Source organism: Pseudomonadales bacterium (assembly GCA_024234215.1).
Classification (GTDB): Bacteria; Pseudomonadota; Gammaproteobacteria; order Pseudomonadales; family UBA5862; genus JACKOQ01.
In genome coordinates, this window is sequence record JACKOQ010000001.1 from 219,153 (window position 1) to 236,646 (window position 17,494).

The following is a 17,494-nucleotide window of genomic DNA, read 5'->3' on the forward strand; positions in this document are numbered from 1 at the left end:
AAATGTGTGGAATTGCCGGGATCGTCGACCTGACCGATCGGCGTGAGCCTGACCGGGCACTGCTGGAGCGGATGAACCAGAGTCAGTTCCATCGCGGTCCTGACGAGGGTGGTTATCACCTCGAAGCCGGTGTCGGTCTGGCGCACCGCCGGCTGTCGATCATCGACCTCTCCGCCGGCCAGCAGCCGATGCACAGCGCCGATGGCGAACGGGTGGTGGTGTTCAACGGCGAGATCTACAACTTCATCGAAGTGCGCAAGAAGTTGCAGGCCTTGGGCCAGCAGTTCCGCACCCACAGCGACACCGAGGTGATCCTGGCCGGCTGGGCAGTCTGGGGCGAGCAGTGTGTCGACCACTTTCGCGGCATGTTCGCCTTCGCACTCTGGGATCGACCACGGCAGACGCTGTTTCTGGCCCGTGACCGGCTCGGCGTCAAGCCGCTCTACTACGCACTGATCGATGGCTGGCTGCTGTTCGGTTCGGAGTTGAAGGTGCTGCTGTGCGATCCACGGCTGTCGCGCCGCCTCGACCCGACGGCGATCGAGGAGTACTTCGCTCTGGGCTATGTGCCTGATCCGAAATGCATTCTCTCCAGCGTACAGAAGCTGCCGGCTGGCCACACCCTCTGCTTGCAACGCGGTCAGGGCGTGCCGGCCTCCCGCGAGTATTGGGACATTCCGTTCACACCGCTGCCGCAGGCCAGCGAGGCCGAACTGGCCGAAGAGCTGATCGAGCGGCTGCGCGAGGCGGTGACCATTCGCATGATCGCCGAGGTGCCGCTGGGCGCCTTTCTGTCCGGAGGTGTCGATTCGAGCGCGGTGGTGGCGATGATGGCCCAGGCGCAGCAGGAGCCGGTCAACACCTGCTCGATCGGTTTCGATGTCGCGGCCTTCGACGAGTCGAGCTATGCGCTGCAGGTGGCAGAGCGCTACCACACCCAGCACCATGTCAAACGGGTCGATCCCAACGATTTCGATCTGATCGACCGGCTGGCGGCGCTCTATGACGAACCCTTCGCCGACAGCTCCGCACTGCCGACCTACCGCGTCTGCCAACTGGCGCGCGAACGGGTGACGGTCGCGCTCTCCGGTGATGGCGGCGATGAGAACTTCGCCGGTTACCGCCGCTACCGCTGGCACATGAATGAGGAGCGGCTGCGCGGACTGCTGCCGCGCACCATCCGCCGTCCGCTGTTCGGCACCCTCGGCCGTCTCTATCCCAAGCTCGACTGGGCGCCACGCTATCTGCGTGCCCAGAGCACCTTTCAGGCGCTGGCGCGCGACCCGATCGAGGGCTATTTCCACAACTTCTCGATTCTGGTCGATGCGCAGCGTGATCAGCTCTACAGCGATGCCTTCAAGCGGCAGCTGCAGGGCTACCGTGCCGTCGAACTGTTCCGCCACCATGCAGAGCGGGCCCCCACCGAGGATCCGCTGGCGCGGGTGCAGTACATCGACATGAAGACCTATCTGGTCGGCGACATCCTCACCAAGGTCGACCGTGCCAGCATGGCCCATGCGCTGGAGGTGCGCGAGCCGCTGCTCGACCATCCGCTGATCGAGTGGGCCTCCGGTCTGCCCGCGGATTTCAAGCTGCGGGGCCAGCAGGGCAAATACCTGCTGAAGCGGGCGCTGGAGCCGCATCTCTCCAACGAGATTCTCTACCGCGACAAGATGGGCTTTGCGGTGCCGCTGGCCAACTGGTTCCGTGGTCCGCTCAAGGAGCGGCTGCGCCGTTCGCTGCTGGAGGGGGTGCTGGCCGACAGCGGCCTGTTCAACGGCGACAGCATCACCCAACTGGTCGAACAGCATCAGTCGGGGCGGCGCGACCACAGTGCCGCACTCTGGTCGCTGCTGATGTTCGAATCCTCACTGCGTCACCTCGGCGTGCAGTGAGTCGGCCATGCACATCCTGCACATCCTCGACCATTCGATTCCGCTGCAGAGCGGCTACACCTTCCGCACCCGCAACATCCTGAGGCAGCAGCGCGCGCTCGGCTGGCAGACCTCGCACCTCACTGGGCCCAAGCAGACCGGCTGCACGCTGGAGCGTGAGGAGGTCGATGGCCTGCTGTTCCACCGCACGCCAGCCACTGCGGCGGGCGGTGGCTGGCTGCCCGAACCGCTTGCGGTGATCGCGGCGCTCGGCCGGCGACTCGATCAGGTGATCGAGGAGCTGCGCCCCGACCTGCTGCATGCCCATTCACCGGCGCTCGATGGCATTGCCGCGCTGCGCGCCGGCCGCCGCCATCGGCTGCCGGTGGTCTACGAGTGCCGCGCCTTCTGGGAGGATGCTGCCGTCGACCATGGCACCAGCCGTGAATGGGGTGTGCGCTACCGGCTGACCCGGCTGATGGAGAGCTGGGTGTTTCGCCGTGCCGATGCCATCACCACCATCTGTGCCGGTCTGCGTGACGAGATCATCGGCCGCGGCATCGCCGCCGGGAAGATCACGGTGATCCCCAACGCGGTCGATCTGGCCCAGTTCGGCAGCGCGGACGAGCCCGATGCGGCGTTGCAGGCGCAACTGGGGCTGACCGGCCAGCGGGTGCTCGGTTTCGTCGGCTCCTTCTATGGCTACGAGGGGCTCGATCTGGCGGTGGCGGCACTGGCACAGATCGGTGACCCGGCGGTGAAGCTGCTGCTGGTCGGTGGCGGACCGCAGGAGCAGGCGCTGCGGGCGCAGGTCGAGCGGCTCGGCCTCGGCCAGCGGGTGATCTTCACCGGCCGGGTGCCGCACCAGGAGGTCAACCGCTACTACAGCCTGATCGACCTGCTGCTCTATCCGCGCCATTCGATGCGGCTGACCGATCTGGTGACGCCGCTGAAGCCGCTGGAGGCGATGGCGCAGCAGAAGCTGCTGCTGGCCTCCGATGTCGGTGGCCACCGCGAGCTGATCGAGGATGGCCGCACCGGCTGGCTCTTTCCCGCCGGCGATGCCGCCGCGCTGGCCCGGCGCGCCGAGCAGATTCTGGCCCAGCCCGATGAATGGCCGAAGATCCGCGCCGCCGGCCGCGCCTTTGTCGAGCAGGAGCGCAACTGGCCCGCCAGCGTGGCCCGTTACCGCGACCTCTATGCCCGACTGCTGACGGCAGCCTGATGTCCAGCGACAGCCGGCCCCATCTGCTGCTGTTCAGCACGCTGTTTCCCAGCGTGGTGCAGCCGCAGGCCGGACTGTTCATCCGCGAACGGATGTTCCGGGTGGCCCGCGAACTGCCGCTGCAGGTGGTCAGCCCGCAGCCGTGGTTTCCCGGTCAGGGGCTGATTCGCCGGTTCCGGCCCGGCTACCGGCCGCAGGCGCCCGCCATCGAGCAGCAGCAGGGCATCACCATCCACCATCCGCGCTTTCTGGCGCTGCCGGCGATCGGCCGGCGCTGGGATGGCCTGTCGATGGCGCTCTGCTGCTGGCCGCTGCTGCGTCGGCTGCGCGCCGCCGGGCAGATCGACCTGATCGATGCCCACTTCGGCTACCCCGATGGCTATGCGGCGGTGCTGCTCGGCCGCTGGCTGAAGCGACCGGTCACCATCACCCTGCGCGGCACCGAGGTGCCACATGCCCAGGGTGTGCAGCGCAACCGGTTGCGTCAGGCAGTGACTGGCGCGACCCAGCTCTTTACCGTCTCCGATTCATTGCGCCGGCTGGCGCTGGAGCTGGGCGCGGCGCCGGAACGGCTGCTGGTGGTGCCCAATGGCGTCGATCGGGCGTGCTTCCATCCGCTCGACCGCCAGGCCGCCCGTGCCGAACTCGGCTTGCCGGCGCAGGCGCGGATCCTGATCACCGTCGGTGGTCTGGTCGAGCGCAAGGGTTTTCATCGGGTCATCGCGGCGCTGCCGACCCTGCTGCAGCGCCATCCGCAACTGCACTACCTGCTGGTGGGCGGTCCCTGCGCCGAGGGCAACATCGAGCCGCAACTGCGCGAGCAGGTGAAGGCGCTCGGGCTCGAGGGGCGGGTTCACTTTCTCGGGGCCCTGCCACCGCAGCGGCTGCGGCTGCCGCTGTCGGCGGCCGACCTGTTCGTGCTGCCGACCCGCAACGAGGGCTGGGCCAATGTGCTGCTCGAGGCACTGGCCTGCGGCCTGCCGGTGGTGGCCAGCGATGTCGGCGGCAATGCCGAGGTGATCAATGATCCGCGCCTGGGCACCATCGTCGCGCTGGAGGATCAGGCGGCGCTGATCGCGGCGATCGACGCGTGGCTGGGATGCGAGGTCGACCATGGCTATCTGGCCAACTATGTGGGCCGCAACGGCTGGGAACAGCGGGTCAGCACATTGGTACAGCAGTTCCGCCGGCTGGCCGGTCACCCAGGCAACGCCCCGGCGACCGAATGCCTGACCGCGAAACAGAGTGAGGAGTGCGAATGAGCGGCTTTCGTGATTTCTTCGTGCTGATCGTGGTGATGGGCAGCCTGCCGCTGATCCTGAGCCGCCCCTTTCTCGGTGTGCTGATGTGGTCGTGGCTCAGCTATCTCAACCCGCACAAGCTGAGCTGGGGGTTCGCGCGCGAGTTCCCGTTCGCGATGCTGGTGGCGCTGGCCACGCTGGCCGCGCTGCTGCTGACCCGCGAAGAGAAGAAGGTGCCGGTCAATGGCATCACCATCCTGCTGCTGCTGTTCCTGTTCTGGATGCTGATCACCAATATCACGGCTTTTTTTCCTGAACTGGCCTGGCGGCAGTTCGACAAGGTGTGGAAAATTTTTCTGATGACTTTCGTGGTGATGATGCTGGCGGTCAGCCGCGAACGGATCCAGGCGCTGGTGGCGGTGATGGCGCTGTCGCTCGCCTTCTACGGCGTCAAGGGCGGCATCTTCACGCTGACCAGCGGTGGCAGCTATGCAGTCTATGGCCCGGGTGGCACCTTCATCGGTGGCAACAACGAGATTGGCCTGGCGCTGATCATGACCATTCCGCTGCTGCGCTACCTGCAGTTGCAGGCCAGTGCACGCTGGGCCAAGCAGGCTTGCCTGTTGAGCATGTTGCTCTGCTTTGTCTCAGTGGTGGGGACTCAGTCGCGCGGCGCCTTTGTCGCCGTGCTGGTGATGAGCCTCTATCTGTTCTTCAAAAGTCGCGGCTCGCTGCTGCTGCTGGTGCCGATGGTGGCCGTCGGCGCCTTCATCTACAGCTTCATGCCGGACAGTTGGCACTATCGGATGAGCACGATCGAAACCTATGACCAGGATGCCTCGGCGCTGGGGCGGATCAACGCCTGGAAGATGGCCTTCAATTTGGCGCAGGATCGGCTCATGGGGGGCGGATTCGACTGCTTCCAGGGGCCGGTCTTTGGCCTTTACGCTCCGGTGCCCTGGGATGTCCACGATGCCCACAGCATCTATTTCGAGGTGCTGGGGGAGCATGGCTTTGTCGGCCTTGCCCTGTTCCTGCTGCTGGGGCTGTCGGGGCTGCTGCTGGCCGGGCGCACCATCCGGCTGGTGGGAGATGATCCGCAGCAGCGCTGGCTGCGCGACCTGGCCGCCATGCTGCAGGTGGCGCTGATCGGCTATGCGGCCGCCGGACTCTTTCTGGGGCTGGCCTATTTCGACTTCTACTATGCGCTGCTGGCCCTGATCGCGGTGGGTCACCGCATCGCCACCGGCGATCTGCGGGTGACTGGTTTGTGGAAGCTGGAGCAGGCCGGCAGTGTGCTTGCACGACCGGGGGTGGCGGGCCATGGCTGAGACCTCTTTCTGGCACAAGGTCGACAAGACCCTGCGCCACCACCAGCGACGCGCGCAGGTGTGGCTGCGTGATGCCGCCTGGCCGCTGTTCAGGATGCGAGACTGCCGACCGCTCTTCATCGTCGGCTGCAGCCGCGCCGGCACCACGCTGGTCTACAAGACTTTTTCCGAATCGGTGGCGCTGGGTTCGCTGCAACGCGAGACCCATGACTTCTGGGCGGCGCTCCATCCACCGGCCGCCATCGGCTGGAAGAGCCATGCCGTCGCCGCCGAACTGGCCACGCCGGAAGAAGCAGACCGGATTGCCCGCCATTTCTACGCCGAAACCGGCCATCAGCGCTGGGTCGACAAGAACAACCAGGGTGGGCTGTCGATCCCCTATCTGCTGCGGCTGTTCCCCCGCGCCCACTTCGTCTACGTCAAGCGGGAGCCGGGCGACAACGTCAACTCGCTGATCGAGGGCTGGATGCGGCCCGATGAGTTTGCCACCTGGTCGCAACAGCTGCCCGGCGAGGTGGCGCTGGAGCAGGGCCGATTGCGGCAGTGGTGCTTTTTTCTGGCCGAGGGGTGGGAGGCCTACCGCCATGCCAGCGTCGAGGCGGTCTGCGCCTTCCAGTATCAGGCGATGAACCAGGCGATTCTGACCGCGCGTGATGCGGTCGATCCGCGCCAATGGAGCGAGATCCACTACGAGGCACTGGTCGACGACCCGGTCGGGGGCTTTCGCACGCTGTTCGAATCCTGCGACCTGCCATTCGATGCGGCGATGGCCCACCACTGCGCCACGGTGCTGAAGCGGCCCTACAACGCCTTTTCACCGATCGGCGTCGAGAAGTGGCGCGGCAGCCGCTTTGCCGACAAGGTCGAGCGGGTATTGCCGCAACTGACCGAGGTGGCCGCTGCCATGGGTTATCCGCGGTGAGTGGCGGTTGCGGCGACCTGCGCGAAGCGGGCCGATGATCGGGCTGGGGCTGGTTGCCCTCTGGCTCGCACTGCTGCTCGGCTGGGGCTGGCGTCTGCGTGGCGCGCTTCGGGCGCTGTGGTGCGAACCCTGCCTGAGCCGCCCCGTGCTGATCTTCGAGAGCGACGACTGGGCGCCGGCGCCGCCGACCCAGCAGGCGGCGCTGAACCGGCTGATCGACACGCTCGCTGCCTTTCGTGATGCCGTCGACCACCCGCCGGTGATGACACTGGGTCTGGTGCTGAGCGCACCGGTGCAGCAGGCCGGGCAGCTCCAGATTCGCCAGTTCGACGAACCGGCCGCCGAACCGCTGCGGGCAGTGATTCAACGCGGCATCGATGCCGGACTCTTCTCACCGCAACTGCACGGCGCGGCCCACTACTGGCCGGCGGCCTTTGCAGACTGGCTCGCCGGCGATTCGGCGGCCGGTCAATGGTGGGGCGATGCCGCCAACCTGCGCACTGAAACACTGCCCTCGGCGCTGCAGAGCCGCTGGTGGAACCCGCGGCTCGATCCGCCGGCCGCCCCGGCGGCGGCCGAGGCCGAGGCAGCGGCCGAGGCCGAGGCCACACTGTTCCAGCGCTGCTTCGGCGAGCCACCGCGGGTGGCGGTGCCACCGACCTTTCTGTGGCAGGAGGCCGTCGAGACGGGCTGGCGCCGTGGCGGAGTGCGCCATGTCGTCACCCCGGGGCGGCGCTGGCAGGCACGCGATGCCACCGGTCGACTGCGTGACGCCGGAGTCGTGCTGCACAACGGTCAGCGCAGCCGGCAGGGGCTCGGCTACCTGGTGCGGGAGTGCTACTTCGAGCCCGAGCGCGGCCACACCGCCGAGGATGGCTTGCGGGCGCTGACGCAGCAGAGCCGCCTGGCGCGGCCCACGCTGCTGGAGATCCACCGCAGCAACTTCATCGGCGACAGCGCGCTGTGCGAACGCGCGCTCCAGGAGTTGCAATGGTTGCTGGAGCAGGCGCTGCGACACCATGGTGAACTGCGCTTTCTCTCCACCCTCGAACTGGCCGAGCGAATCGACCGCAACGATGCCGACTGGATGCTCCATCAGCCACTGCAACGGCTGAAATTCTTTGTGCGCCGCGGCGCCATCGAGCCCGGCCTCAGCCGCTGGTTCCAACTGAGCGGGCTGTTGCTGCTGGCGGGGCGCGGGTGATGACGACGGGCAGCCCCAGCTTCTCGGTGATCATTCCGGTCTACAACGGTGCCGCCACCCTGGCGCGCGCCATCGACTCGGTGCTGGCGCAGCGCCATCCGGCGCACGAGATCATCGTCGTCGATGATGGCTCGACCGACGACTCCGGCAGGGTCGCCGCCGGTTATGGCAGCGCGATCCGCTACCTTCGCCAGCCGAACCAGGGGGTCTCGGCCGCGCGCAACCAGGGTGCCGCGCTGGCCAGCGGCGACTGGCTGGCCTTTCTCGATGCCGATGACTGGTACCACCCCTGCCGGCTCGAAGCCCATGCCCGGCTGCTGGAGCGCGCCCCCGATGTCGGCTTCATGACCGGCGATTTCGACTACTTCGACGATGCCGGAAACTTCCTGCGCCGTTCGATGGTCAGCACCCCGCTCGGGCGGCAGCTGCTGCAACAGGCCGATGCGGCGGGCCAAGCCTTTTTCGGTGGCGAGCAGATCGCCTCCTTCATCGAAGCCCACTTTGGCGACACCCACACCTTGAGTGTCAGGCGTGACTGGTTCATCGAGCTTGGCGGCTATCCGCTCGGCCTGCCGGTTTGCGAGGATGTCCACTTCCTGATCCGGCTCTGCGCCCGCGCGCAACGCATCGGCGTGCACTGCCAGCCACTGGCGGTCTATCTGATTCATGGCGCCAGCGCGACCCGGCGCGATCCGGTGCGGGCGCAGGCCGAGACGGTGCGGGCGCTCTCCGCCATCGCCGGGCTGGAACAGATGCCGCGCTGGATCCGGACCGGTGTCGCCGGCGCCCGCCGCCATGCCCGCTTCGACTGGGCGATGGCCCTGCTGCGCCGCGGTCAGCGTCGCCAGGCGCTCGCTGCCGTCCTGCCACTGCTCAGCGAACAGCCGTCATGGGCCAGTCTGCGGCAGGTGGCCTCGGTGGCACGCGGCTGCTTCCAGAACCTCCATTCGCGAACCGAGCCATGAACCACCCGCTGCTGGTCATCACCGAACTCTTTCTGCCCACCAAGGGCGGCACCGCAGTCTGGTTCGACGAGGTCTACCGGCGCATCGGCGGCAAGGAGATCCATGTCGTCACCGCCGCCGTGCCGGGTTCGGACGAGCATGACCGCGACCACCCCAACTCGATCCATCGACTGCGGTTGCAGCGCCACCCCTGGCTGCGTCCCGAGAGTCTGGCGATGTACCTGAAGCTGCTCGGCAGCAGCCTGAAGCTGGCATTCACCCAGCCAGTGGTGGCGGTCCATGCCGGCCGGGTGCTGCCGGAAGGGTTGATCGGCTGGCTGGTCGCCGTCTGCCGGCGCGTGCCGCTGCTGATCTACGCCCATGGCGAAGAGATCACCACCTGGACCCAGCCGCTGAAGCGCCGGGTGATGCGCTTCAGCTACCGGCGGGCCGACTGCATCATCGCCAACAGCCGCTTCACCTTCGACGAGCTGTGCAAGCTGGGGGTCGATCCGGCACGGATCCGGACCCTCTTCCCCGGTGTCGACATCGAGCGGTTTCGCCCCGGACTGCCGGCGGCCGATCTGCGCCAGTCGATCGGTGTCGACCCGGAGCAGCCACTGCTGCTGTCGGTCGGCCGGCTCAGCCGGCGCAAGGGGTTCGATCAGGTGATCCGGGCGCTGCCCGCGCTGATCGAGGCCGGTTTCGACCCGCACTATGCCATCATCGGCATTGGCGAGGAGCATGACCCTCTGGCCCGGCTGGCCAGCGAACTGCAGGTGCGCGACCGCCTGCACCTGCTGGGCCATGTGCCGACCGACACTCTGCCGCGCTGGTACAACGGCTGCGAGCTGTTCGTGATGCCGAACCGCGAGGTCGATGGCGACACCGAAGGCTTCGGCATGGTCTTTCTCGAAGCAGCCGCCTGCGGTCGCACCGCCATCGCCGGACTGGCCGGCGGCACCGGCGATGCCGTGGTCGATGGCGAGACCGGGCTGCGCATCGATGGCGCCGAACTGCCGGCGCTGACGGCGGCCATCGCGACCCTGCTCGAAGATGCCACGCTGCGCCAGCAGCTGGCCACCCAGGCGCTCAGCCGTGCCCGACGGGATTTTTCATGGCACAGCGTGGCGCAGAAGACCGTGCAGCTGCTGCCGAATGGTCGGCGCAACCCTGAATGAGGAGAGAGCGATGAAGCGTATGAGGTATTGTCTTGGCCTGTTGTGGTTTTTTTCCATGGCCGTGATGGCGCAGGATTTTGCCCGGACTGCTGAAGAGAACGCCATGTGTGTCGCAGTGATCAACCAGGGCCGCGACACCTCCGATCAAGCTAACTGGGTGCACATGCACCACTATTGCGACTGTCTGCGTTTTACCCAGCGCGCAGTGAGCAGTGCGAATGAGGCGCAAAGACGGGACAATCTCGGTCAGGCAGTCGATGGCTGCAACTATGTTCTGGGGCATGTCAGTGAGAATTTCTACATGCGACCGATGGTGCTGGTTTCCCGAGGACGTGCGTTGGAGTTGGCCAAACGTCCCGCCGAAGCCATTGCCGACTATGAAACCGCCATCCGTCTCAACCCGAGCTACTACAAGGCCTATATCGGCCTGAGCGATGCCTACATGGCTGTCGGTGACCGCAAAGCAGCGCTGCAGGCAGTCGAGCGTGGCCTTCAGGTCGCGCCGCAATCTACCGGATTGCAGAAACGGCTGGCCAAGCTCAAGGGCTCCTGACGGCCCCATCCCCAGCCGGTCCCGGCGCCGTCCGCATCAGCGGATCGGCCATGATCCAGCCATCGAGCCGCGGCCACAATTGCGCCACCACCTCGGGGTGCTGCGCCGCCAGGTCATGCCGGCAGTGCGGGTCCTGCTCCAGGTCGAACAGCAGCTGGCGCGCGCCCTGTTGCAGCGGCTGATGGACCAGTTTCCAGTGGCCGCGGCGCAGCATGCGGTCCTTGGCCAGCACGATCTGCTGCCGATAATCGGGTTTGATGCCGAGGGTGCCGCTGCGCTTGTCTGCCACCTCGATCAGTTCGAGCAGGTCGGGGTAGCGCAGGTGGTCTGCCGGCATCCCCGGTGGAGGAGTCAGCCAGATGCCGGTTTCGTTGAAGGCGTCGAGCATGGCGGGCGGTCTGCCCTCGGTCAGATGGGCCGCCAGCGACACGCCATCGATCTCGTCGGCAGCGGTGATTCCCAGCAGTTCGAGCAGCGTTGGCAGCAGATCGATGCTGCGCACCACCGCCGCTGATTTTCCGCGAGGCGGCTGGCGCGGATCGACCAGGATCAGCGGTGTGCGCGGGCTGGCCTCGCCGATCGCCGAGTTGCCCTGGCCCCAGGTGTCATGCTCGAAGAACTCCATGCCATGGTCGCTGTAGAGCACCAGCAGCGTGTTCTGCGTCAGGCCACGCTGTTGCAGATGGCGCAGGATGCGCGCCAGTTCGGCATCGAGGTTGGCGACACAGCCATCGTAGAGGTCGATGATCTGATCGAGGTCGAACTCCTCGCGCGCCTCGCCCTGCCGGGCGATGATTTCGAAGGGATCGGTCAGCCGGGTCATCACGAATTTCGACTCGCCCTGGTAGGCCGGATCGCTCTGGCTGATGTAGTGCGGATATTCCGAACCGAAGGGCGGATGGGTGGTGGAGAGAAACAGGTTGAGAAAGAACGGCTTGGGCTGGCCGGCCAGCTGGTCGATGGCATGGCAGGCGCGCTGGCTCAGATGGCGGGTCAGCGGGATGCCGGCCAGGTAGTAGAGCTCCGGCAGAAAGCGACGGCCAAAGTGGCTGTGGGTGAAGAGCGACAGGAACAGCCGCAGATCCTTGGGCCCCTGGCGGATCAGATACTTGAGGTTCCACTGATCCTCCGGCAGATCGACCTGCTCGAAGCCGAAGCTGAATTTGCCGAGGTCGGCGCCACACCAGTCGGAGATGGCCGCGGTGTGGTAGCCCGCCGCCCGCAGCAGTTCGGGCAGGGCGGTCACCGGCAGTTGCGTCTGCCCATCATCGACAAAGTTGTCACGCACGCCGTGGCGGTGTGGCCAGGTGCCGGTCAGCAGCGAGATCAGGCTCGGTGCGGTGCGGGCGCAGGGTGTGTAGCAGTTGGGGTAGAACAGGCCGCGCTCGGCCAGTGCATCGAGGGTGGGGCTCAACGGCTTGCCGTGGCGCAGCCGGCCGATCCGGTCGGAGCGCAGGGTGTCGACACCGATCATCAGCAGGTTCATCGGTGCGCCGGTGCGGAGCGGGCCGCTCTGCAATGCTCTGGGCAGAAAGCTCCAGCCGGCAATGCCGGTGAGGGTCAGCAGCAGACCACCGTGGAGCGCTGCCAGGGCCGGTTCGCCACGCAGGAGGGCGACAATGGCCGCTGCGGTCAGCAGCCCGGTCGGGATCAGCAGCAACAGGGTGGCGGCATGCCGCAATCGCGCCGGCGACAGCCGTCGCCACAGCGGATAGAGCCGGCTCAGCCGATAGTGCGCAGAGGCCGCCAGCGCGGCCGGTCGATGGAGCAGCAGGTGGCAGAAGCGGCCCAGAACCACCATGCCGCTCGACAGCAGCGCGGCAGCGCCCAGCGCCATGGGGCCCGGCACGTCCGCCTGCTGCAAGGTGCTGACCGCCATCCAGCCTGCCGCGCCGAGGCTGCCGGTCAGGGTCAGGATCAGCCAGCACCAGAAGGCCAGCCGTCCCATCGCATAGAGGGTGTAAAAGCGAAAGGCGCCGGTGACCTCGTCCCGAATCTGCGGTCCGGTCTGGCTGAAGTCGATGATCGACTTGGTCACCAGCGCCAGCGTCAGCAGCAGCGCCATGACCGCGCTGCTGGTCAGCGCCGCCACGGCTTCGCTCTCCAGTGATGGCCGGGTCAGGGCCATGCCCGTCAGACCGGTACCGATTGCGGCCAGCCACAGTGGCCAGCGCAGCGGCCGGTCGAATGAACACCATGACGGACGCTGCTGTCGGGCAGCGCGTGTGCCGGCGATCTCGCCCAGGGTGGCGGCGACCCGCATCAGATAGAAGCGGCTGCGGGAAACATTGAGGCTGAACAGTGCCCGACCGCCATGCTCCACCAGCTTGCGGACCATGTAGCGTGGAATCTGCCGCGATGGCGCCTGGATCTGCATCGCCGCCTTGGAGCGCTGATAGCTTTTGCGCAGCAGATAGCGCAACTCCAGCCGCTCATGCTCGACGAAGTGGTGTTGCACCACGGTCGGAATGTAGCGCAACCGTTCGCCCTGATTCAGGGCGCGGGCGATGAACTCGGTGTCCTCGCCGCCACCCAGATCGTGTCCCTTCGGCCCCAGTTCGATGCTGAATCTGCCGGTGCGTCGCAGGGCCTCGGTGCGGGCGAACAGGTTGCCGCCGCCGGGGAGCCGACCCTGCGCGTCGATTTCGAATCCTGCATCGCCGCAGTCGAAGCAGGGCACCGGCAGCGGATAGATGCGGTAGGGTCCTTCGTCGTGCACCCATGCCGGTTCACTGCCATCCCAATCGGGCAGGATCCTGCCGCAGAAGAGGGTGGTCTCGGGAAAGGCCGCGGCAGCCTTGACGGTCTCGACCAGAAAATCCTCGGCCACGCGGTGGTCATCGTCGACGAAGGCCACCAGCGTGCTCTCGATCAGCGCCAGCCCGCAGTTGAGCGCATGGGATTTGCCCGGGCGCGGTTCGGCATGCCAGTCGAGCGCCAGCCAATCCTGCTCTGCGGCCTCTGCCTGATAGGCCTCGAGGAGGCGCTGGGTGTCGTCGCTGCAGGCGTTGGCAATCACCAGAATCGACACTGAAATCGCCGGTCGCCGCGCCTGATTCAGGTGGTGCAGGGTCCGGCGCAGCAGTTCGGCCCGGTTGTGGGTGCAGATGAAGACCGTCAACGAAGCTGACATGAGCGCATCCTTGCCCGGTCAGACCTTCAGGGCTGTACCGGCCGGTGGCGGCTGCGCCACAGGCCATCGAGGGTGCCGATGAAATGCCACAGCACCACCTCCCGGTGGAAGGCCTCATCGGCCGGTGCCGTCAGGTAGCCAACCAATGTGCGCCAGGCCGCGCGGGCCAGCTGGGCAAACAGATAGAGCGGAATTCCCGCCAGCCGTCGCTCTCCCGGCAGCCCCACCGTCTGTGCCAAGTTGCGGCTGGTGTGCGAGCGCCAGCGGCGGAAGTAGCGCTTTTCGACCCGGAACGCCTCGATGCGGTGATGCACCCGCGCCTCGGGCACATGGATCACCTTGATGCCGGCCCTGATCAGCCGTGCGAACAGCTCGCCATCCTCGCCGCTGGCCAGTTGGTTGCCCTTGCGGCCGCGCTCGGTGTCGAACCGGCCGAAACGGTCGAACAGCTGGCGACGAAAGGCCATGTTGGCGCCGAACGGCAATCGGTCGAGCGTGTCGATCCGACAGGCTGCGGTCTCGGTCTTGATGGCCAGAAAACCGTAAAAACGCTCGGTCAGCCAGGCTGGCGGGGCGACCTCCCAGTCGGGCGCGATGTAGCCACCACAGGCCTCGGCCTGTTCGCGCTCGAGCGCGGCCAGCACCGTGGCGATCCAGTCGGGTTCGGGGCGGACATCGTCGTCGGTGAACAGCAGCACCTCCCCGCGTGCCGCCGCGATGCCGCAGTTGCGGGCGAACGACAGCCCCTGTCGGGGTTCATGCAGATAATGCAGCGTGGCGAACTGCGCCTGCGCGGCCAGCACCACCTCGCGGGTCTGGTCGCTGGAGTTGTTGTCGACCACGATCAGTTCCCACTCGACCGTAGACGGCAACTGCTGTGCGGCCAGCGCGTTCAGGGTGTGGCGCAGCGATTCGGCACGGTTGTAGGTGCAGACGATGACGCTGGCCTGGATGGTGGAGGCGCTCATCCGGACCCCGGCCTGATTCGCGCCTGCAGACGGCTTTGGTAGTAGCGTGCCCGTGCCCGGCGCGAGCCATCATTGGTGCCCAGTTCGATCTTGCGCAGCAGATTGACCGGTGAGTCGCTGCCATGCACTTCGATGCGGCGGATCTGGAAAGGATCGCGCTGCGGCCGGTTGAAGCCACACTGGTTGCAGAAAGCCGCCTCGTAGCCGGCCTCTCTGACCGCTGCGATGACCCGTGCATCGCAGCGCCCGTAGGGGTAGGCAAAGAAGTGGGCGTCAAAGCCATGTTCGGCCAGATCGCGCTTTGCGCCCTCGACCTCGCTGGCGAGCTGTTCATCATCGAGCAGCGTGAGATCGCGGTGGCTGCGGGAGTGGGCGTGAACCGTGAACCCCAGCGTCTTCAGCACCTCGACCTGCTCCCAGTCGAGCAGTCGATGCACTGCCGATGTGCCTTGGCTCTGCATCCACTCGTCGGTTTGCCCCATCAGACCGGTGACCAGAAAAATCGCCGCCGGCCACTGAAACTCCTGCAGAAGATCGGCCACATGGCGGTCGAGATCAAAAAAACCGTCATCGAAGGTGAGCAGGAATGCCTTTTCGGGCAAAGTGGCCTCGCCCCTGAACCAGGCCATGAAACCGTCGATGCCGACCGCCTGATAGCCCTTCTTGTGCAGTTTGGCCATCTGTTCGGCAAAGCTCTGCGGTGACACGCAGTGAGAACGCTCCTGGCGACCGGCCGCGCGACCGATCCGGCGGTACTTCAAGACCGGCACCCGTTCACTGTTCATTGACAAGGAAGGATGGCTCTTGCAGAGGATGGAAGATGGCCTGAAGGGTGCGTCAACCGGCTGGCCATGATGCCGCGATCGCGCTCTGCTGCTTCGGAAGTGGTCACAGGTCGAACATCTGCTCGCCGCGTTGAAAGCTGCGGCCAATTATAGGTGCATCGGCCAGAAAAGGCGCAATTCCGCTGAATGAGCGCGAAGCTGGGCATCGGGACCGGATTTGCGTTAACGTGCGAACCGTTGCCAATTTCTGTCCACAGGAGCGCACGATGAACATGTCGATCCGCATCGAAGAGCTGTTGCAGTCCGGGTTGGCGCCCGCATACCTCGAAGTGGTCGATGAGAGCCAGCAGCACAATGTCCCACCCGGTGCGCAGAGCCACTTCAAGGTCACGGTGGTCAGCGATCAGTTCGCGCAGAAAAACCTGGTGGCCCGTCATCGGCAGATCTATGCGCTGCTGCGCGAACCGCTGGCTGGCGGTGTGCATGCGCTGGCGCTGCACACCTACTCGCTGGCCGAATGGCAGGCGCGTGGCGGTGGTTCGCTCGACTCGCCGCGCTGTCTGGGCGGTTCAGCCAACGAGGCCAGATAGCGGAGGCTCATGACGATCCGCTCGGATCGGACAGCGTACGAGGCGGACCCTTCCAGGTTTGCGCACGCGTGTTGTCGAACAGCGAGGATTGCCGCAGACGCCACCCCAGCAGCACTGCCGCCAGCGTGATGCCCAGTGTCAGGCCGATCCAGAGCCCCTCGGCCCCACGTGGCGGGCCCAGCCAGTCGGCGATGCCGAGGCTGTAACCCAGCGGCAGGGTGACCCCCCAGTAGACGAAAAAGGCGATCCACATGGTGGCGCGGGTCTGTCCGAGTGCGCGCAGCGCCCCCAGCAGGGTCATCTGCATGCAGTCCGAAAGCTGGAACAGCGCCGCATAGCAGAGCAGGCGCAACGCCAGCGCCCGGACAGCTGCATCGCCACTGTGCAGCGCCACCAGTGGCTCGCCCAGCAGCAGGATCAGCAGCGTGTTGCCGGTGGCGATGACGGCGGCCATCGCCAGGGCCACCCGCAGCGTGCGATGGGCGGCCGGATGAGCGCTGGCACCCAGATGGTGTCCCAGCCGCACCGTCAGTGCCAGGGCCAGGCTGAGGGGGAGCATGAACAGGGTGGCCGCGATGTTCAGCGCCACCTGATGGGCGGCGACAGCCACCGCGCCCAGCGGCGCCAGCAGCAGCGCCACCAGTGCGAACAGGCCGCTTTCAAGAAAAAGTCCAACGCCGATCGGCAGGCCGAGCTGCAGGAACTCCCGCAACAGCGCGCCATCGAGACGCACGGTTCCGCGCAGATGGGGCGCGATGCGCGCATCGCGCCGCGACAGCAGCCAGAGCAGCGCGAACATCACCCAGAACAGCAGCGCCGTGGCGATGCCGCAGCCGGCGCCCCCCAGTGCCGGCAGTCCCGCTTCACCCGTCACCAGGCACCAGGCGAGTGGGATGTTGAGCGCGAAGGCGACCGTGCCGACCCGCATCGCCAGTCGGGGCAGTCCCAGTCCCTCGTTGAGGTTGCGCAGCAGCTGGAACAGCATCATCGCCGGAATGCCGGCACAGAGCGCACGCAGGTAGTCGACCGCCACCCGCCGCACCGGCTCCGGACTGCCCATCCAGCGCAGCAGCGGCTCGATGTTCCACAGCAGCAGCATGCCGAGCGCCGCCAGTGCCAATCCACAGCAGAGGCCAACCTGCAGCAGTGGCCTGATCTGGGCCGTTGCACCACTGCCCTGGCGGTAGGCCACCAGCGGTGCCAGTGCGTAGAGCAGTCCGCACAGGGTGAGGTAGATCGGTATCCACACGCCCGCCCCCACCGCGACTCCCGCCAGATCGGTGGCACTCAGCTGACCGGCGATGATCACGTTGGTGGCGCTCATGCCGGTGTAGCTCATTTGCACCACCAGAATGGGTCCGGCGAGCGCGGCGAGTCGGCGCAATTCGGCAACAGCGGGCCGTGATGGGGTCATGGAGCGGGTGATGAGTGGGTCGGGGTTTTCGAGTCTATCAGTTTTTTGTGGTCGCGCCGGGTGGTCACGGTGACACGGTTGACCATCGTGCAGCGGTGGCGCACATTGGTGGCTCACCTTTTCATCCCT

General features: G+C 66.4%; 14 protein-coding genes. 10 read left to right on the forward strand and 4 right to left on the reverse strand.

From position 1 onward, the window contains the following. Window positions 1-2: 2 nt before the first annotated feature. The 9 genes from H7A13_01110 to H7A13_01150 are packed head-to-tail and all read left to right on the forward strand — an operon-like array spanning window position 3 to window position 10,475. The gene (locus H7A13_01110) at window positions 3-1,895 is read left to right on the forward strand and encodes an amidotransferase 1, exosortase A system-associated (protein MCP5331952.1); all 1,893 of its coding nucleotides are present in this window, start codon (window positions 3-5) and stop codon (window positions 1,893-1,895) included. A gap of 7 nt (window positions 1,896-1,902) precedes the next feature. Continuing rightward, entirely contained in the window at window positions 1,903-3,099 is a 1,197-nt protein-coding gene (locus H7A13_01115) for a glycosyltransferase, exosortase A system-associated (protein ID MCP5331953.1), read from the forward strand. Then, entirely contained in the window at window positions 3,099-4,361 is a 1,263-nt protein-coding gene (locus H7A13_01120) for a glycosyltransferase (GenBank protein MCP5331954.1), read from the forward strand. Before H7A13_01115 ends, H7A13_01120 begins: the two co-directional genes overlap by 1 nt. Then, the gene (locus tag H7A13_01125; GenBank protein MCP5331955.1) at window positions 4,358-5,671 is read left to right on the forward strand and encodes a putative O-glycosylation ligase, exosortase A system-associated; all 1,314 of its coding nucleotides are present in this window, start codon (window positions 4,358-4,360) and stop codon (window positions 5,669-5,671) included. Before H7A13_01120 ends, H7A13_01125 begins: the two co-directional genes overlap by 4 nt. Then, window positions 5,664-6,593: a sulfotransferase gene (locus H7A13_01130; GenBank protein ID MCP5331956.1), complete on the forward strand. Its 930-nt coding sequence runs from the start codon at window positions 5,664-5,666 to the stop codon at window positions 6,591-6,593. The genes H7A13_01125 and H7A13_01130 overlap by 8 nt, the downstream gene beginning before the upstream one ends. A 34-nt stretch (window positions 6,594-6,627) precedes the next feature. Further along, window positions 6,628-7,797: a hypothetical protein gene (locus tag H7A13_01135; protein MCP5331957.1), complete on the forward strand. Its 1,170-nt coding sequence runs from the start codon at window positions 6,628-6,630 to the stop codon at window positions 7,795-7,797. Continuing rightward, entirely contained in the window at window positions 7,797-8,762 is a 966-nt protein-coding gene (locus H7A13_01140) for a glycosyltransferase (protein ID MCP5331958.1), read from the forward strand. Before H7A13_01135 ends, H7A13_01140 begins: the two co-directional genes overlap by 1 nt. Next, entirely contained in the window at window positions 8,759-9,922 is a 1,164-nt protein-coding gene (locus H7A13_01145) for a glycosyltransferase family 4 protein (protein MCP5331959.1), read from the forward strand. Before H7A13_01140 ends, H7A13_01145 begins: the two co-directional genes overlap by 4 nt. Next, window positions 9,900-10,475, forward strand: coding sequence for a tetratricopeptide repeat protein (locus tag H7A13_01150; GenBank protein MCP5331960.1), 576 nt, complete (start codon window positions 9,900-9,902; stop codon window positions 10,473-10,475). The genes H7A13_01145 and H7A13_01150 overlap by 23 nt, the downstream gene beginning before the upstream one ends. On the opposite strand, the gene H7A13_01155 is transcribed toward H7A13_01150, so the two are convergent. The 3 genes from H7A13_01155 to H7A13_01165 are packed head-to-tail and all read right to left on the reverse strand — an operon-like array spanning window position 10,462 to window position 15,283. Then, the gene (locus H7A13_01155; protein ID MCP5331961.1) at window positions 10,462-13,608 is read right to left on the reverse strand and encodes a sulfatase-like hydrolase/transferase; all 3,147 of its coding nucleotides are present in this window, start codon (window positions 13,606-13,608) and stop codon (window positions 10,462-10,464) included. The genes H7A13_01150 and H7A13_01155 overlap by 14 nt on opposite strands. 26 nt (window positions 13,609-13,634) lie before the next feature. Continuing rightward, window positions 13,635-14,561, reverse strand: a complete 927-nt coding sequence (locus tag H7A13_01160) for a glycosyltransferase family 2 protein (protein MCP5331962.1) — start codon at window positions 14,559-14,561, stop codon at window positions 13,635-13,637. An 11-nt stretch (window positions 14,562-14,572) separates the two neighbouring features. Continuing rightward, the gene (locus H7A13_01165; protein MCP5331963.1) at window positions 14,573-15,283 is read right to left on the reverse strand and encodes a polysaccharide deacetylase family protein; all 711 of its coding nucleotides are present in this window, start codon (window positions 15,281-15,283) and stop codon (window positions 14,573-14,575) included. Between the two features lie 344 nt (window positions 15,284-15,627). On the opposite strand from H7A13_01165, the gene H7A13_01170 reads away from it, so the two are divergent. Beyond that, entirely contained in the window at window positions 15,628-15,951 is a 324-nt protein-coding gene (locus H7A13_01170; GenBank protein MCP5331964.1) for a BolA/IbaG family iron-sulfur metabolism protein, read from the forward strand. 7 nt (window positions 15,952-15,958) lie between these two features. On the opposite strand, the gene H7A13_01175 is transcribed toward H7A13_01170, so the two are convergent. Further along, window positions 15,959-17,290: an MATE family efflux transporter gene (locus H7A13_01175; protein ID MCP5331965.1), complete on the reverse strand. Its 1,332-nt coding sequence runs from the start codon at window positions 17,288-17,290 to the stop codon at window positions 15,959-15,961. Between the last annotated feature and the right edge of the window lie 204 nt (window positions 17,291-17,494).

What these genes read in the sequence shown, in the direction of transcription:
- H7A13_01135 (MCP5331957.1), top strand. Translation starts at nt 6,628, where the DNA reads ATGATCGGGCTGGGGCTGGTTGCCCTCTGGCTCGCACTGCTGCTCGGC.
- H7A13_01145 (MCP5331959.1), top strand. Translation starts at nt 8,759, where the DNA reads ATGAACCACCCGCTGCTGGTCATCACCGAACTCTTTCTGCCCACCAAG.
- H7A13_01175 (MCP5331965.1), bottom strand. Translation starts at nt 17,290, where the DNA reads ATGAGCTACACCGGCATGAGCGCCACCAACGTGATCATCGCCGGTCAG.
- H7A13_01110 (MCP5331952.1), top strand. Translation starts at nt 3, where the DNA reads ATGTGTGGAATTGCCGGGATCGTCGACCTGACCGATCGGCGTGAGCCT.
- H7A13_01170 (MCP5331964.1), top strand. Translation starts at nt 15,628, where the DNA reads ATGAACATGTCGATCCGCATCGAAGAGCTGTTGCAGTCCGGGTTGGCG.
- H7A13_01120 (MCP5331954.1), top strand. Translation starts at nt 3,099, where the DNA reads ATGTCCAGCGACAGCCGGCCCCATCTGCTGCTGTTCAGCACGCTGTTT.
- H7A13_01140 (MCP5331958.1), top strand. Translation starts at nt 7,797, where the DNA reads ATGACGACGGGCAGCCCCAGCTTCTCGGTGATCATTCCGGTCTACAAC.
- H7A13_01150 (MCP5331960.1), top strand. Translation starts at nt 9,900, where the DNA reads ATGGTCGGCGCAACCCTGAATGAGGAGAGAGCGATGAAGCGTATGAGG.
- H7A13_01155 (MCP5331961.1), bottom strand. Translation starts at nt 13,608, where the DNA reads ATGTCAGCTTCGTTGACGGTCTTCATCTGCACCCACAACCGGGCCGAA.
- H7A13_01115 (MCP5331953.1), top strand. Translation starts at nt 1,903, where the DNA reads ATGCACATCCTGCACATCCTCGACCATTCGATTCCGCTGCAGAGCGGC.
- H7A13_01130 (MCP5331956.1), top strand. Translation starts at nt 5,664, where the DNA reads ATGGCTGAGACCTCTTTCTGGCACAAGGTCGACAAGACCCTGCGCCAC.
- H7A13_01125 (MCP5331955.1), top strand. Translation starts at nt 4,358, where the DNA reads ATGAGCGGCTTTCGTGATTTCTTCGTGCTGATCGTGGTGATGGGCAGC.